The organism is Caldalkalibacillus salinus (genome assembly GCF_016745835.1).
GTDB lineage: Bacteria > Bacillota > Bacilli > Caldalkalibacillales > JCM-10596 > Caldalkalibacillus_A > Caldalkalibacillus_A salinus.
This window is the reverse complement of sequence record NZ_JAERVL010000001.1, coordinates 700,438-716,848: the sequence shown is the minus strand read 5'-3', so window position 1 is coordinate 716,848 and position 16,411 is coordinate 700,438. Positions and strand designations below refer to the sequence as shown.

Below are 16,411 nucleotides of genomic sequence, written 5' to 3'. Positions count from 1 at the left end.
GCTTAAGGCTTGCCGTTGCGTTAAAGTCAAGGGGATATTTAAGATAACGAGCGTTTTTGATACAGATCTGTGGGGGTATAGCCGGTGTACTTTTTGAAAATAGTCGTAAAATATGCCGGGTTGACGAAACCGACTTTTTCGGAAACCTCATATATAAGGTATTGGCCCTCTTGCAGCATTTTTTTGGCTTTTTCTACTCTTACTCTTGTCACATAGTTTTTAAAAGACTCTCCGACGACATTTTTAAAAATTTGTCCCAGATAATTCCTAGAAATATATAATTGATTGGCGATATCTTGCAAAGTGATGTTCTCACTTAAGTGATCATGAATGTATTCAATCATCTGTTCAACGAGCTGCCGATGCTTAAGGTTTTCATCCCATTGCTGGTGATGACATATATATCTAATCTTCTCCTTTAACAGGGCGGCCATCTCTGCCCATGAAGTGCAAAACGTAAGGTCTGTATCAATGTCGTACGTATCTGTGAACATATCATTCATTCTGATGCCAATATCATATAAGGCGTAACTCATGATGGTCCACATTTCCATTCCGATCTTAATTCCCGTTGTAGCATGGTACGCGTGCGTCTCTAACGCTTCAAAATAAGACTCGACAACCTCACAGGCCTGCTTTTCATCAGCAAAGCGTATGGCTTCGGCTAATTTTTGGTGGGTATCCATTGTTTCGGCTCTAATGACCTCAGGCGAGATGGTTCCTGTTAGCAGCGATTTTATTTTCTCTTTTTCAACGAGGGGTTCGTATTGCAGGACTTTTTCTCTCAAGGCAGATAACTGAAGCTTTGCCTCTTGCTCCGCTTCTAACTGTGCGATGACATTGTCTAATACGTGATGAATCGTATCCATTGAAGCGGGTTTAGATAAGTAATCATCGACCTTCAGCTTCATGGCTTGTCTTGCGTGCTCGAAATCATTGTAACCGCTTAGAATAATAAATTTACCGTCAAATCCTTCTTCCCTCAGATGCTTGACCATATCTAGCCCGTTTAATTTGGGCATATAGATATCTGTGAAGACAATATCTGGTTCCTCCTGATTGATCAGCGCCATCCCTTGCTGTCCGTTTTTAGCCTCCCCTACCCACGTACACTGTAGCAGATCCCAGGGGATGATTTTTTTCATCCCTCGCAACACTTTATCATCGTCATCGATAATCGCTATTTTCCACACTCGTATCATCCCTTTTCGATATTAATCGTGTGTTCCAGCTCGTTCCTTTCAGTTACCTTAGGGATACGCAGATGCACCTCTGTCCCGCCACACGCTCTATTGGTGATATTAAAACTTGCCTGTTTGCCGTAGTATATATCTAACCTTTCAACAACATTTTGTATACCGTAGCCGCCTGAATTTTGTCTAGCTGGGGTCAATGTCTCAAAACCTTCGCCATTATCACAGATGTAGATATTGAGGTGTGTGTCTTCTTCTAAGACATTGATGTCAATGACGCCCGCTCTGCCATCTTGAAAACCATGAATAACCGCATTCTCAACAAAGGGTTGCAGCGTTAACTTAGGAATATAGTAATGAGACACGTGCTCAGGTAAATCGATATGATACGTCAGCGTGTCTTCTGATTTTATTTTTTGAATCTTACAATAATAACTAATATAGGTCACTTCGTCTCTGAGCGTAATGATACTCTCCCCTTTTGATAAACCGACACGTAACATCTTGCCTAATAGTTCAAGCATTTTACTCATATCGTGGTCGTTTCGTTCAATCGCCATCCAGTTGAGCTGGTCAAGGGTATTATATAAAAAATGGGGATTGATATTCGCTTGGAGTGCTTTCATTTCCGATTCCCTGAGCCTATTATGTTGTTTGATGAGGGAACGATATAGATTCTCTCCTCGATGGATGAGTTCCCTAAACCCATCAAATAATTGGCCAAACTCATTTTTATAATCCCGCGGTAATTCTTTTTTGACCTGGGTTAACCGGTAATTTTTCATCACATAGGCGAGATGGCGTATCGGCTTCGTTAACTGGTTGGTCAGGAAGTAAGTGCCTAGGAAAGCGAGAATGATCGCATATAACCCGATATAGACCAGAGACTGAATCATCTCTCGACTCCCTTGTAGCATGTCCTCTAATGGTGTGACATTCACAAGCGTCCACTGTGCAGGTGTAATTTGAGTGGCCACCATCAGGTGTTCTTTGTCATGAAGTAAAATTTTATGTTGGAAGACTTCCCTTTCTTCGCTTAAGGTCTCGATGTTTTTCACGTGGTCAAAAAAGACCTCGCCGATATCGAAAGAGGCTGTGCTCGATATGGTCTTCTGGTTATTATCGAGTAGCACAAGGTTGGCATCATCCGTATAGCGATACAGCCAGCCTTGAATGACGTAAGGATCGACGTTAATGATGAGCAGGACATCCATATCTCCACGGCTGTCATTGATTTTACGCCCGAGGCTAATAACGGATTGCTCACCTGCAATGGTAGATACTTTTCTTTCCCCTAGCCACGACGATTGGACCTCCTCTAGGTGCTCCAACCATGGGGCGCCTTCAACTTCACGAATATCTGAGTATCGGACAGGATAGGCAATATCATCTGGTGGCGGATGTTCTAGGAAAATCTCAATAGAATGAATGGCCGGTACGCTATAGATAAGATTGGAGAAATCATGACGCAGGTCGCTCGCATTGCGGCTCCTCTCATAATCATGCTCAGTGCCTTTGATCACATCTCGAAAAAGTTGTTGTCTTGATAAGGCAAGGGAGTAATCGTGAATGTGCTGTAACTTGCCCCTCAAATCCTCGCTCATAAACGTGAGATTCTTACCCTGGTAACCCCGTGTCGTGTTCAGTATTTGCTCAACTGAATAATGATAACTAACAAAGATGACGATCGTAAACAGAACCGTAATAAAGATGAAAAAACTGCCGAAAAAGATAGATTTCACACCGTACTTTTTGAATATACTCATGGTTTGATCCACCCCTGCTTACGTTGGTGCGTAGATTTCTACGGGACAAAGTGATCCCTCAAAGTGAACTTACTGCTCCTACACACTACTATAGAACTGTAGGCATGAGCAGACAAACACCAAGATATTGGCCCGGCATCGTCATAATATATTTCCTATCTGATACCACAATACGGATAAACGATTCACAGACAGGGACTTTGTAAGGGGTTTCATACGTTCTCAAAAAAACTCATCATCGTAACCTCATTAAGCAACCTCATGATAGCCATCCTTTTGTTATTATTCGCTCTACAAAGGTGAATCTCCTTCTTATTGGCATAAAAAGGAGATTCGAAGTGCAGACCTATATTGACTTTGTTTACATCATTTTACCTCATTTCCTTTGTTGTAGGACGGCCACATCCCATCCTTGAAGTGGAAAATGATCTTTGACCACTTTTTGAGTTATGAGATCAGTATAGGGTTGGCCCTCGGGAATACGAATGTGTACTGCCTCTTGATGATAGTTAAGCACAAATATGAAACGATCAGAGGCGGTATGTCTTTCTTGCACCTCTACGTTTGGTGGCACGTCGAGCGGGGCACGTATCTCTTTTTCTTCTAAAACCGTCCCCACTAATTCATCTATATAGGATGGATCCGGTTCTGTCCCGATGTAAAGGGCCTGGCCCTGTCCATACGTGTTTAGGGTGACTGCTGGGTACCCTTTGTACCAGTTTTCTCCAAATGCGGCCAGAGTTTTGGCCCCATCCAAGTGAATGACATCACTCCATGTATAACACCAGGCTTGTTTGTCTTCATAATGTAAACGATTTTTAGCCCCGACAGGATAAGGGTCAAATTCCTCTACCCAGAGACCTAACACGTCACGCAGTGGACCACCGTATCCTGTTAAATGAAAACGGTCGTTTTCATCCACAATAGCACTGAAGAATGTCACAATCAGCGTCCCACCTTGTGAGACAAATTGTTCCAAATTTTGTGCCTCTCCTTCTTTAAGCATGTACAGCTGTGGGGCGACGACAATCTGGTATGGACTCAAGTCATCTTGGGCTCGAACAAAGTCGACAGCAATGTGACGCTGGTAGAAAGCTTGGTAATACAACATGACTTGCTGTATATAACGCTGATGCTGGTGGGGTTTTCCTTCCTGCTCTACAGCCCACCAGTTCTCCCAATCGAAAACGATCGCGACGCTCGCTTTTGTTCTTGCCCCCACAACGGGATCTAAATTTTTTAATTCTTGCCCCAGCTGTGTGACCTCCTTGAAGATTCGACTCTCTTCCCCACCGGATAAAGGTAGCATGGCGCCATGGAATTTCTCAGCCCCAGCGCGACTCTGTCTCCACTGGAAAAACATGATGCCATCAGCGCCGTGTGCTATAGCGGCATAACTCTGTAGCCTCATCACACCGGGTGGCTTGATGACATTCACATCCATCCAGTTTACCTGGCCTGTGCACTGTTCCATCAACAAAAAGGGTTGGCCTTGCTTTAAGCTTCTCATTAAGTCATGCCACATCGTATGGCTAACGGATGGCGTGCCTTCTAGAGGATCAGGATAGGAGTCCCAAGTGACCACGTCTAGTTCCTTGGCCCACTGCCAGTAATTCAAAGGTTTAAACTGATACATGAAGTTGGTGAAAACAGGAACGTCAGGCGTCACCTCACGCAAGATATCCTTTTCTATCTTATACAGATACAAAAAACGATCATTCATAAAACGTTTATAGTCTAGCGTTTGACCAGGATTGGTAAATGTAGGTGTATGTCTCGGTAATGTGATTTCCTCAAAATCGTTATACCTTTGGCTCCAGAATGCGGTCCCCCACTTCTCGTTCAGCTTATCAATCGTGCCATAAGTCTCTTGAAGCCATACACGAAACGCTTTTTCCGTGTGCGCACTATAACATTCCGCCATATGACAAGCGTACTCATTATTGATATGCCACATTTTCAACGCCGGATGATCCTTATATCTATCCGCTAATTGACGAACGATTCTCTTCACGCCTTGAATATATTCCGGACTACAAGGGGAGTAATGTTGTCTCGACCCGAACGAGTAAGGCACCCCTTGGCGATCAACGGCGACAGAGTCGGGATATTTTTGAACGAACCACGCGGGTGTAGAGGCAGTCGCCGTTGCTAGCGAAACCCCTATTCCGTGATCATGTAAGATATTCATGATCCTATCCAACCAGGAAAAATCAAATTGATTTTCATTCAGCTCTATGACGGACCAGCTAAAAATGCCAACGGACACGAGATTCACACCTGCTTGTTGCATCAGTCGGGCATCTTCTAGCCACACCTCTTCGGACCACTGCTCGGGATTGTAGTCCCCACCATAAGCCATATATGGACATATTTCTGAAACAGATCGCATCTGGCATAACGCCTCCTTCACATTAGACGAGTCTCGTTTGTAATAACGAGGATAAGAACACGAGCATCAGTCCTTGCCCCCAACCCTGTACACGCTTATACGGCACATCCTTATATCCTTGGGCATCATTCATGACTGCTGTTCCTGCCGACACACGCATCACGCTGCCGTCTTCTCTCACTTGTGCTAATAGGCCTTCTATGGCGCGTTGAATATATTTATTATATAGCTTACCTCTGACAAACAGACTCGCAGCGATACCGGCTGTGCCCGATGTTTCTAAGTAGGAGCTCGGGTCCTTCAACACCGTGTGCCATAACCCTGATTCATGTTGTAAACGGACTAAGGCACTCTGCTGATCACGTAAAGAACAGTCGATCACCATATAGGAGGGATGCTGGACCTCGATGAGTTCTAATGCTCTCGCCATTGTTATCGCCGCCCAAGCATTACCGCGCCCCCAAAAGATACCGGACATATGGTTTTGGTTAATGTTGTCCCAACCATGATAATAAAGGTGGGTCATATCGTCTTGTAGGAAATTTTCATGACCATGGTATTGTTTCAGACCCATATCAAAGTAATCATCTCGCTCACACAATTTCCCCATCCGCAACAGGAAGTAACCTGCCATAAACATCGTATCGACCCAAGCCTGTTCAGGAAAATGATATTTCCCACCGTTAACGGTATGTTGTAAAACATCATCATCAAATCGTTCTGCATCGTGTAGAAGAAAATCTGCCATTTGAGTGGCAATGTCTAAGTAACGTTCTTCCTTTGTCGCTTGGTACAGCGTGATTAAGATATGACCAATGGAAGACGCGTTGACGGTAAGTGGGGGGATCCCATCTTCTAGCTCTTCATCCATCCAGTCCTTGATCATTTGGAGATACTTTTCTTCTCCCGTGGCTTCATACGCTTCTGTTACACCGTAAAAAGCGACCCCTCCAGGCCAATCCCAGCTGAAGTCCATGTTAAACGTTCTCTCAACGACGCGATCAATCGCTTGTTTGACCTCTTTTTCATCACATACTAATTGTGGCATCCTTATTCCTCCTATTCATTCATGTATTTATCATATAGATTGAATAATCAAAGTAGCATTCAAAGTAGAACCGAAAGTAACTCAAGTAGCATCAATGTGAACTTACTTTAAACCTGTCGTGGCAACCCCTTGCACCAAATACTTCTGGAAGAAAGCAAACAGAATAAACTGCGGAAGCAAAGACAACGTGGACATGGCTAAAATCGGCCCCCAGTTCGTACCAGATTCCGCGTCCATGTAATTTCGTATCCCTAATGCGACCGTTTGAAGTTCAGGTTTATTTAGATAGATGAGCGGAGAAAGGAAGTCATCAAACGTCCACATAAAAGAGAATATGGCAACGGTCACCAGAGCCGGCTGTAATAACGGAAGGATGATGCGCCAGTATATCCCGATTGTTGAACAGCCGTCTACTGTCGCCGCTTCGTCTAACTCCTTCGGTATGCCTCTGATAAACTGAATAAGCAAGAAGATGAAAAACGGTGCGCCTCCAAGGAAAGCGGGTACGATTAAAGGAAGAAAGGTATTCACCCAATTCAAATTGTGAAACAAGATATACTGCGGGACCAAAATGACTTGCACAGGGAGCATAATGGTGCCCATGAGACAAACAAAGAGCGTTTTCTTAAGTGGAAATTGTAATCTCGCAAACCCGTAGGCAACGATACTCGCCGACATGAGCGTTCCGATCACAACGAGACTGGTAATAATCAATGAATTTTTGAAAAATGTGTCAAAGCCATAGCGACCAAAACCTTCCCATCCATCCGTATAGTTGGACCAAACGAACGTACTTGGAATCAGTGAAGCAGCCGTATCCCCTAATATCTCATAGTTCGGCTTTAAAGAACTAGCCACCATCCATAGAATGGGATAAATCATGGCAAGGGCTAATATAGTGACAAAAGCATAAAAAGCAATATCTTTTATCCTCAATGCTAACGACCTCCCTCCGCTTCATAATGGACCCAATACTTCGCTGATAAAAAGAGGAGTAGCGTGATCACCGCAATAATGAGCAGCACCACCCAGGCCATGGCCGAGGCATAACCCATTTTTAGAAACTCAAAGGCCGTTCGGTATATATACACGGCGATTAAGTTCGTTCTTTCCATCGGTCCACCCTCAGTGATGAGGTAGACTTGGGTAAATGTCATGAAGGACCCAATCGTTTGCATGACCAAATTAAAGAAAATGACGGGTGTAAGCATGGGAATGGTAATGTGAGTGAATTGTCTCAGTGCCCCTGCCCCATCTACACTTGCCGCTTCATATAAATCTGAAGGAATCTGGCGTAAGCCTGCTAGGAAAATAATCATTGGCGACCCAAACTGCCAAATGATTAAGAGAATCAGGACAGAGAGTGCATGGTCAGGATGCATGACCCATGAGACCGGTTCCACTCCGAATCTTTCTAAAAAGGCATTGATGGCCCCATCGCTCCCAAACATCCTCCTCCATACCACAGCAATCGCGACACTTCCCCCTATGATAGAGGGGATATAGTAGACTGTCGTAAATATAGAGGAGCCCTTGCGCCCAGTATTAAATAGAAAAGCGAGGAATAAAGCGAAGGCTAATTTTAAGGGCACGGACAGCATGACGAACACAAGGGTCACTTTAATGGCATTGATAAACCTCGGATCATTGGTGAAAAGCTGGACGTAGTTCTGAACGCCAATCCACTCCGCACCCGATAATAGATCATATGAGGTAAATGATAGGTACAACGACGCTAGCATCGGACCTACAATAAAAGCGAGAAATCCAATAAGCCAAGGTGATATAATGGCATATGCTGTCAGATATTTTTTCATTCTACGTTTACGTGCTTGAGGATCTTCTATAATGATCTTATCCTTTTGTTTTGGTGCAGGAAGACTAGCATTGTTCATAAGGACCTCCCTAAATCGAAAGGGCCAAATGAATGGCCCCTATTATTTCCGTCTATCAGTGTCCGCTACTATCACGGTTAAGTGCGTATGACGCTAAGATTTCACTCTATGATCTCATTCACATCTTCTATCAGTCTTTTAGCTGCGTCTTCCGGTGTGACCATGCCGTACTTCAACTCTTCAATAATCCTCATAAACACATCCCTTGCTTCTGTAGAGCCAGGTGGCGGTGGCGGATCAGCCGGTGCAGAATAATCTTCTAGCAAATCTAAGTAATTGAATTGAGCTTGAACGTCATCAGATAGCTGATCGTAAAGGGCTTCTCTAATGTCTGATGACACCGGCACGCCTCTTTCAGCTTGCATGATTTCATGAGCCTCTATGTTATTGGTGAAGAAATCGATAAAGGTGGCTGCAGCCTCCTGATGTTCCGAATGTTGAGTGATAGAAAAGCTCATACTAGGACGAATCCAACTTCCGTGCTGATCACCTAGAGCAGGGAGTAACATTAATCCCACATCATCTTCTGTCCCGTTAGAGATGGCCACCACTTGGTTACTGGCTGCAATTTGGAGTGCTGCCATACGTCGGCCGGTATACGCTTCAGATAAGTCCGTTACCTCAGCTTGTATATCCGGAGGAACGGTAATCCCCTCTTCTAAGTACGATTGAATCATGGTGAAAAACTCAGTGGCCACGTCCTGATCAAAGCCAACGCCTGTGCCTTCTTCATTGTAAAAGGATTGTCCATGTTGACGAGCATAAACATAAAACTGTTCATAATCCGCATCGGCGAGATCGTAACCATAAAAATTATCACCCAATTCAGACTTTAGCTTCAACAGTTCATCCTGTAGATCATCAAACGTATACCCAGGTGGGAGATCGATATCATGCTCTTCAAACAAACTTTCGTTATAGACCATCGCAAGTGCATTCGCGCCTAATGAGACACCGAGTAATTGATCACCCTCTACGTTTAATTCATTGTACATAGGATCTACATTATCCAAGTTGATGGTACCATCATCGACAAAAGGCTTTAAATCAGCCAAGACCCCTCGGGAATGATACTCATTCAGCGTGTTCACATCCATCTGCACGATATCAGGGAGATTGCTTCCTGCCGCTTGTGTATTGATGCGCTCCCAATAACCGGGCCAACCTGTATATTCAGGCTCTATTTTAATGTTAGGATGCTGCTCTTCGAAGAGATCGATCACATCTAGCGTCATCTGATGCCGTGTATCTCCACCCCACCAGCCCACACGTAGTGTGATGGTATCATCATCTTCTCCTTGCCCTGGTTCAGCATCAGATTCCGAACTACACCCCGCTATGAGCATGGTGAAAACCATAAGCAGGATTAAGAAATAACGTTGACGTCTGTTCACATGAACACCCCTTTTCGACAATTTTTGTTTTTTTGTAAGTGCTTTCATAACTTATTTGTCATTATATATCGCTTACACCCATAGTGATAGATCATAAATGTTAAAAATATTTTGAAAAACAACAAAATAATGCATAAAGCCATAAAAAAGAATACAAACAAAAAAACTGTAGATCTGAAGTCCCTCTTATGGACTTCTATCTACAGTCACTCTGAACGCTTAAGGCTTATCACGTCAAAGTATAAATGATATCGCTGAGGCTGATGAGGATATACGAATGATTATTCACTCATGTTTAATTGGTAATCATGTTGTTCTAATTGATTTCTAAAGTCTAGGTATTTTGATAATATTTGATCATCTCTAGTTAGAATATCGTATCCATATACATCCTTGAGGGTAAAATCACTAGATTCAGAGCTTATGATATCCCCCTCCCATGTAGAACCAACAGGATATTTAGCGTATAGGGTTGATAATGGTAAATAAGAGCGCTCTTCTTCCTCGCTTTTTTCATATCCTTCTGGAACAGGCAATTTCTTTAAAAACAGGATATATTCACGGTCATTTTCCATTAGAAGATACCCACTTCTTGAATAATAAAAACTGAGTTTTTGGCTGGTGAAGTCAATATCACTGGGTTCGTAGATGTTTATGACGTTTTCCTTTAGCTCTCCTTTTAATACGATAGACACCTGGAGAGGCGTGAATGTCGCTTGGTGTAGATGTTTTCGTGGTTCCAGTGGTACACCTCTAACAACAGTGTCAGCTTGTTGCCACAATTCCTTTACATCCTTGATATTGTTATTAAAGTAAATGGATGTAAAAGAGTCGTTAGATGTGACAGTAACAAGGGCATCTTCATATTCAGATAGATCATTAAACTCTTCGTTACTAGCAAAAGATGACTTTGTTAGTAACGCTGTTAATACGGAAACTAACATAACCGATACTATTAAAATTAAATATATTTTTTTTCTTTTACTAATAGACAAAATCGTTTCCCCCTTAACTCTCAAAAGCTTCTTGAAGTTCTCCATTATTCATTTTTAGCTTCCTATCTGATAATAGGGTTAAGTCTTCCTTATGATGACTAGCAATAACGACGATTGCGCCTCGCTGTTTCTCTTCTATTAAGATATCCCTAATTAGCTTAACACCTTCCTCATCAAGCGCATTTGTAGGTTCATCTAGCAAAAGTATATCCGGCTTTTCCATTATGGCTTGGGCAATGGCCAGACGCTGTCTCATTCCCAAAGAATATCGCTTAACCGGTCTCTTATCCTCTGGATTTAACCCCACTCTTTCAATCGCAGCCTTAATGTCTGGACCACTAATTTCATTTTTTATACTTGCAAGCATTTTCAAATTTTCAAATCCTGAGTAGTCATCCCAGAAACCGGGCGTTTCAATGATGACTCCAATACTAGGGGGGAAAGAAATGTCGTGGTGTAGTTGTTGATCATTAATATAAACGGATCCCTCTGTGGGTTTTATCAGGCCACAGATCGCTCTAAATAGCATTGTTTTTCCAGAACCATTTCTGCCAAAAACACCATAAATGAATCCTCCTTCGAATACCATATTAATGTTACGAAGGATTGTATGATGATTTAACTCTTTGTTAAGCTGTCTTACCGTTACGTTATTCAAAGTGCTAGACCTCCTAATATAATTCCATCTTGTCTATTTTCCTTAAGAAACAATAGAATAACAGTATAATGATGATCACGAGATAAAGATACGAGATAGAGAACGTGAAATCATTGATTGTGTAACGATGAAAAACCGAAGTAAAATAAGTTGACTCATGCCATGTTATGATTCCCTGAGAAACAGGAAGCCATTTTAATAACGTCAGGTCACCTAGGACTTGGTTAAAAAAACCAGCCACAAATATATTAAACATATAAATGAAGCTTGTAATCAAATAGCTAAGTTGACTATTCAACATAACAGCCAACAGGTTAGAAAATAAGGCTATCACAAAATAAAATAAAATATAGAGGGTGTAAATGATGCCCAATGAAGTGAAATGCTGAACAGATGAGCTACTCTTTGTTACTAAGAGGATTAATATCAATGCTATAAATAGAACACTCACATAACAAATGGTAAATACAAGCAATTGCATGAGAATACTAAATGTCCATCTGCTCCTATTCTGTACTCTAGTGAAAATAAAAACACCCTTGTTTAAAATCTCCTCTCTGACAAAAGTCCCTGTTAGCATTATAAAAATAAAGAACGGGATCGCGTGAATGAAAACCGGGATAAGATATTTGATTTCAGCAAAGGCTAAATTCTCTAGTAAAAGTAATAATTGTAGCTCTATAGCATCGATTGTCTGGTCGGGAATTCTAAATACATATAAAAGAATAGCAACTGTAGCAGCCCACACACTGACTTGTATTAATATCTGTTTATTTATCACTTTCATTAGAAACTCTCCCGGCAAAGTCGGCATGATTAAGTACAAGTTTGATAAGTTTGATCAAAACTAGTAGTAAAATAAAGAAAATAAAGTATATAAAACCATCAGCAATTGTGAAAATCCCCACCTGGTTCATATCTTTGTAACGCATAAACATTATTTTATCTATTGAAGGAACAGATGAGCCATAGAACAACATGTCTATAACATTAAGAGATGTAATCAAACAGAAGGTGACAAAAGTCGCTAAGGCGCGTCTATTCACTCTTAGTACAACACACGTGTACACTAAAGCAATGATCATGAATCCTAGAAACTGCAACGTGACTCCAGTTAATATAAAGATGATAAAATCTATACCGCCTTGTCCCCTATTATTAAAAAATAAAGTTGCCATCCCAATAGTGAATAGAGGGATATGAATTAACATCACAAAACGAAAGGTGACTAACATATAAACTTTAATAACAGATTTTAATAAGTTGTTAATACGAGTGAACCTTGTCAATACTGTAATACGCTGAAAATAAGACCATAAGCCCCCCATCCATGCCAAATAGATAGGTAGGATAACCGTTATAAAGATATAATCTTTAAAGTAGATCATATAAAAGTCATAAATGCCAAACAATGAACCATCGACAATAAAATAAAGAAGGGTAAAAGCAAAGACGGTTACAATCATCAACAGTAGTCTATAACCTTTTGAGCGACGAATTAAATGATCTAGTATTTTAACGAAATCCATTGACTACTCCTATCTTTACGAAAAATCCTTTTTCTTTAATCCTAAGTAAATCAAAATGCCTGACATCATAATAAGGCAACCTGCCCAATAAATTATCACATATTCTGGGTAAATTGAAACAGGATGTAACAAAGTAGTCAATCTCAAGTGTCTTAAATCTGCCATGCTCAGAACAATATTTAAAACAGTAAATCCAAGAAATACACCAATAATCACTCTTAATTTCCATTTTTTCAAAAAGAGTAAAACAGCGTAAGTAAACAGTGCAAATAAGCCAGCAAAACCACTTATGATAAACATATATAAAAAGTTATATAGATAGGGCGATTGAATACGTAATAAATCAAATGCAAATTCAGGGCCGTAATTTTGGAACGCGAGGTCATAAGTTGGAAAACCAAAATTGTTTGATACGCCTTCGATAGGAAAAGCTATCAATGTCAAAACTTGATTAATAGTAAAACAAACCATATAAACAGTGAAAGTGGTACTAAAAATAACAATACATTGGGCGATCACTATCCTATGTACTGCTATTCTCGTTAAAGTAAAGGGGTAAACTTTGTTTGTCAAATCCCTAATAAAAGCATCAGAATATATAAGAGCGGCGAACAAAGGTAACGTTGCCACAACAATATTTAGTAAAAATGATGAGTACACTGACTGAACAATTGACATCTCTGCTGCAGATCTTAAACCATTTGCACCCGAGCCATAATGATAAAAGGCATCTATCATAAAAGCTGCAATCGATATTAAAAATATTAACAGAGAAGTAACTTGAAATTCTTTTCCTTCTATACAACGCTTCCACTCACTTCTTAATATATGTAACATTTATGCTTTTCTCCTCATGTTCAATTAGATGTATTGATACTCGTAATTATAGGGTAAAAGAGAGTAATGCCGTAAACGACACTACTCTCTTTTATCTAAATTGACGAAAATCTACTCTACCAGATACATCCTAATTTTTACAGACATGAACAAACATGTGAATAGTGCGAAATACCTATTTTATGTTTAGTAAAAAATATGACTTGTTTTGGACTATCATGTTAATTTAAACTTTTCTGTTTTCCTGTCTTGTATAACATAGAGAACATTCGCAATCTTAATCTGCTCGCTCAGCGTTAACGGCACAGATCTTAAATTCGGGCATGCGACTCTGAGGATCAAGGGCATCATTCGTCACCTGATTAATGGACAAAGCACCTCCCCAATGGAAGGGGACAAAAATCGTTCGGGGATGAATCCCATTGTGTATTTTGACTTGTAGGGTGATCTCTCCTCTTAGGCTCGTCAATTTAACCTTTTGATCCTTCCCTATTTTTAACTTTTTCGCTAGCCACGGATGGATTTCAGCTAACGGAACAGGCGCTTTCCGATTGAGTTGAGCTGTCCTCCTCGTTTGTACGCCACTAAGATAGTGACTAGCCAATCGTCCCGTTGTGAGGACATAAGGAAATGCCCTCGTCGTCACTTCAGCCGGCTTTTTTGGGGTAATAGGCGTCAACTTGGCCATACCGTCTGAATGATAGAATCGGTCTGTAAACAGTAATGGACTCCCGGCGTGATCACGCGATGGACAAGGCCAGTAGACCCCTTTTTCCTTCTTCAGACGATCATAACTGATGCCACTGTAATCCGCTTTACCTCCCGCAGAAGCCCTGCATAGCTCATCGAATACGGCTTCGATAGAATCATATTGAAAATACTGACCCTTCCCGAGGTGCTTAGCAAGCTGACAAATGATCTGGTAGTCTTGCATACTATCACCATACTCACCGAAGACTTGCGGTCGATGGATGACACGTCCTTCAAGATTTGTCATCGTCCCTTCTCCTTCTAAAAAAGAAGAACCTGGGAGCAGCCAATGAGCCAGTTGTGCCGTTTCAGTCTCAAACATATCGATAACGACCAATAAATCTAGCTTTTGTAATGCTTGTTTGACAAAATGATTATTCGGACTTGAAACGACAGGATTGGAACCTAGCACAATCATCGCTTTTATCTTCCCCTGATCTATCTTTTCTATCATTTCATAGGCTGAGACACCTTTCCCCGGCAGATCATCTGGCGATATTCCCCAAACATCAGCGACGTGCTGACGTGCAGTGGGATCGTCGATCAGACGATAACCTGGGAGCTGGTCCGCTTTCTGACCATGCTCACGTCCACCTTGACCGTTTCCTTGTCCTGTTACAGCACCAAAACCACAACCGTTTTTACCGATCTTCCCCGTTACGAGACTGAGGTTAATATAATTTAAAGTGTTGTCTACGCCGTTCGTTTGCTGTTCGACTCCGCGTGCCGTAAGCACGATGCCCGTTTTAGCTTGGGCAAAGCCGCGAGCAATCGTGCGTGTCACTTCTGGCAGAATCCCGGTTAGCGCTTCGACGCGATCAGGTGTATAGGCTTCCACTGCGTCAACCAAGCTTTCAAAGCCTTGGGTCCTTTGCTGTACAAATGTATGATCATATAAGTTTTCTTTGACGATCACATGCAATAACCCATTCACAAAGACGGCATCAAATCCAGGACGCAAGCGGACATCTATATCAGAAAGCTTAGTGGTTAGTGTATACCTTGGATCAATGGTGACGATCATCGCGCCTCTCTTCTTTGCTTCTAATAAATAGGGCACCATCGTTGGCTGACATTCGGCTATATTCGTCCCCGCCAAAATAATATAGTCTGCCTTTGAGATATCTGATAAAGGAAACGTGAAGCCGCGATCGAGGCCGAACGCTTGATTAGCGGCCGTTGCAGCGGAGGACATACAATAGCGCCCGTTATAATCTATATGTCTCGATTGCAAGGCTACACGCGTAAACTTACCTAAGAGGTAACTCACTTCGTTCGTCAGAGACCCTCCTCCGTAAACAGCAACAGCATCATGGCCATATTTGGATTGTATAGATGTGATCCTTTCTGCAATTGAGATCATAGCGTGATTCCAATCCCTAGGCATCCAAGGGTCATCCTCAGGGTTTTCACGCTGAAGCGGTCGTGTGATTCGGGAATCATGTTGCGTGTGCGTCACTGCATTTAACCCCTTTTGACAGAGTCGCCCTGTTGCCACAGGAAATGATTTACTTGGTTTGACTTTATACGTGTCGTCATCTTTGTTTTCAATGACTAAACCACATTGCATACTACAAAAACAACAATGGGTGTGCATCATTCACAGACTTCCTTGCTCAATGGTCTGCTGTCGATGTAGATTTTATGATCCGTTATCACAACAGGATAGGTTGTCACACACCCCGTATCTGGTGGCTGTACATGGCCGGAACTCAAGCTAATCTTTTGATCATGCATGGGACAAAAGACGTATTCCCCACTGACGATTCCCTCTGCTAACACACCGCCTTTGTGCGGACAGCGGTTCTCAATGGCTCTAACGTCACCATTACTTAACTTAAATAATGCCACTTCGTACCCTTGTACACGAACGGTTTTACCTGTGTTTTGGGGTAACTCATCCACAGGGCCTATTTCTATCAGGTATGGTTGTTCGTTTGTTACACTCACAGTT

At 41.8% G+C, this 16,411-nt stretch carries 14 protein-coding genes; all 14 read right to left on the bottom strand.

Features of this window, described 5'->3' with window-relative positions; all coding sequences use genetic code 11:
* Positions 1 to 38: 38 nt before the first annotated feature.
* Entirely contained in the window at positions 39 to 1,202 is a 1,164-nt protein-coding gene (locus tag JKM87_RS03195; protein ID WP_236838517.1) for a response regulator transcription factor, read from the bottom strand.
* Entirely contained in the window at positions 1,199 to 2,959 is a 1,761-nt protein-coding gene (locus JKM87_RS03190; protein ID WP_202077787.1) for a sensor histidine kinase, read from the bottom strand. The genes JKM87_RS03195 and JKM87_RS03190 overlap by 4 nt, the downstream gene beginning before the upstream one ends.
* Before the next feature lie 376 nt (positions 2,960 to 3,335).
* Complete coding sequence (locus JKM87_RS03185) at positions 3,336 to 5,351, bottom strand: beta-galactosidase (RefSeq protein WP_202077785.1); 2,016 nt, start codon at positions 5,349 to 5,351, stop codon at positions 3,336 to 3,338.
* A gap of 22 nt (positions 5,352 to 5,373) precedes the next feature.
* Positions 5,374 to 6,399 carry a glycoside hydrolase family 88/105 protein gene (locus JKM87_RS03180; RefSeq protein ID WP_202077783.1) on the bottom strand — a complete coding sequence of 342 codons (1,026 nt, stop codon included), beginning with the start codon at positions 6,397 to 6,399 and terminating at the stop codon, positions 5,374 to 5,376.
* A gap of 102 nt (positions 6,400 to 6,501) precedes the next feature.
* The gene (locus tag JKM87_RS03175; protein WP_202078080.1) at positions 6,502 to 7,281 is read right to left on the bottom strand and encodes a carbohydrate ABC transporter permease; all 780 of its coding nucleotides are present in this window, start codon (positions 7,279 to 7,281) and stop codon (positions 6,502 to 6,504) included.
* A gap of 56 nt (positions 7,282 to 7,337) precedes the next feature.
* Positions 7,338 to 8,294: a carbohydrate ABC transporter permease gene (locus tag JKM87_RS03170; protein ID WP_202077782.1), complete on the bottom strand. Its 957-nt coding sequence runs from the start codon at positions 8,292 to 8,294 to the stop codon at positions 7,338 to 7,340.
* 101 nt (positions 8,295 to 8,395) lie between these two features.
* Positions 8,396 to 9,688, bottom strand: coding sequence for an extracellular solute-binding protein (locus JKM87_RS03165; protein ID WP_202077780.1), 1,293 nt, complete (start codon positions 9,686 to 9,688; stop codon positions 8,396 to 8,398).
* 281 nt (positions 9,689 to 9,969) lie between these two features.
* Positions 9,970 to 10,683 (bottom strand): hypothetical protein, encoded by a 714-nt coding sequence (locus JKM87_RS03160; protein ID WP_202077778.1) that lies wholly within the window; start codon positions 10,681 to 10,683, stop codon positions 9,970 to 9,972.
* A 13-nt stretch (positions 10,684 to 10,696) separates the two neighbouring features.
* A complete protein-coding gene (locus JKM87_RS03155; RefSeq protein ID WP_272899163.1) occupies positions 10,697 to 11,341 on the bottom strand; it encodes an ATP-binding cassette domain-containing protein in 645 nt (214 codons plus the stop codon).
* 13 nt (positions 11,342 to 11,354) lie between these two features.
* A complete protein-coding gene (locus JKM87_RS03150; protein ID WP_202077776.1) occupies positions 11,355 to 12,128 on the bottom strand; it encodes a hypothetical protein in 774 nt (257 codons plus the stop codon).
* Positions 12,112 to 12,870 carry a hypothetical protein gene (locus tag JKM87_RS03145; RefSeq protein WP_202077774.1) on the bottom strand — a complete coding sequence of 253 codons (759 nt, stop codon included), beginning with the start codon at positions 12,868 to 12,870 and terminating at the stop codon, positions 12,112 to 12,114. Before JKM87_RS03145 ends, JKM87_RS03150 begins: the two co-directional genes overlap by 17 nt.
* 15 nt (positions 12,871 to 12,885) lie before the next feature.
* On the bottom strand, positions 12,886 to 13,707 hold the full coding sequence (locus JKM87_RS03140) for a hypothetical protein (RefSeq protein WP_202077772.1): 822 nt from the start codon (positions 13,705 to 13,707) through the stop codon (positions 12,886 to 12,888).
* Between the two features lie 277 nt (positions 13,708 to 13,984).
* The gene (locus JKM87_RS03135) at positions 13,985 to 16,054 is read right to left on the bottom strand and encodes a molybdopterin oxidoreductase family protein (protein ID WP_202078076.1); all 2,070 of its coding nucleotides are present in this window, start codon (positions 16,052 to 16,054) and stop codon (positions 13,985 to 13,987) included.
* On the bottom strand, positions 16,054 to 16,407 hold the full coding sequence (gene nirD / locus JKM87_RS03130) for a nitrite reductase small subunit NirD (RefSeq protein ID WP_419761829.1): 354 nt from the start codon (positions 16,405 to 16,407) through the stop codon (positions 16,054 to 16,056). The genes JKM87_RS03135 and nirD overlap by 1 nt, the downstream gene beginning before the upstream one ends.
* Between the last annotated feature and the right edge of the window lie 4 nt (positions 16,408 to 16,411).

Bases quoted from the DNA above. Each gene is read 5' to 3' on its own strand.
- JKM87_RS03135 (WP_202078076.1), bottom strand. From the start codon at position 16,054: ATGCACACCCATTGTTGTTTTTGTAGTATGCAATGTGGTTTAGTCATT.
- JKM87_RS03140 (WP_202077772.1), bottom strand. From the start codon at position 13,707: ATGTTACATATATTAAGAAGTGAGTGGAAGCGTTGTATAGAAGGAAAA.
- JKM87_RS03180 (WP_202077783.1), bottom strand. From the start codon at position 6,399: ATGCCACAATTAGTATGTGATGAAAAAGAGGTCAAACAAGCGATTGAT.
- JKM87_RS03195 (WP_236838517.1), bottom strand. From the start codon at position 1,202: ATGATACGAGTGTGGAAAATAGCGATTATCGATGACGATGATAAAGTG.
- JKM87_RS03150 (WP_202077776.1), bottom strand. From the start codon at position 12,128: ATGAAAGTGATAAATAAACAGATATTAATACAAGTCAGTGTGTGGGCT.
- JKM87_RS03185 (WP_202077785.1), bottom strand. From the start codon at position 5,351: ATGCGATCTGTTTCAGAAATATGTCCATATATGGCTTATGGTGGGGAC.
- JKM87_RS03175 (WP_202078080.1), bottom strand. From the start codon at position 7,281: ATGATTTATCCCATTCTATGGATGGTGGCTAGTTCTTTAAAGCCGAAC.
- JKM87_RS03145 (WP_202077774.1), bottom strand. From the start codon at position 12,870: ATGGATTTCGTTAAAATACTAGATCATTTAATTCGTCGCTCAAAAGGT.
- JKM87_RS03190 (WP_202077787.1), bottom strand. From the start codon at position 2,959: ATGAGTATATTCAAAAAGTACGGTGTGAAATCTATCTTTTTCGGCAGT.
- JKM87_RS03170 (WP_202077782.1), bottom strand. From the start codon at position 8,294: ATGAACAATGCTAGTCTTCCTGCACCAAAACAAAAGGATAAGATCATT.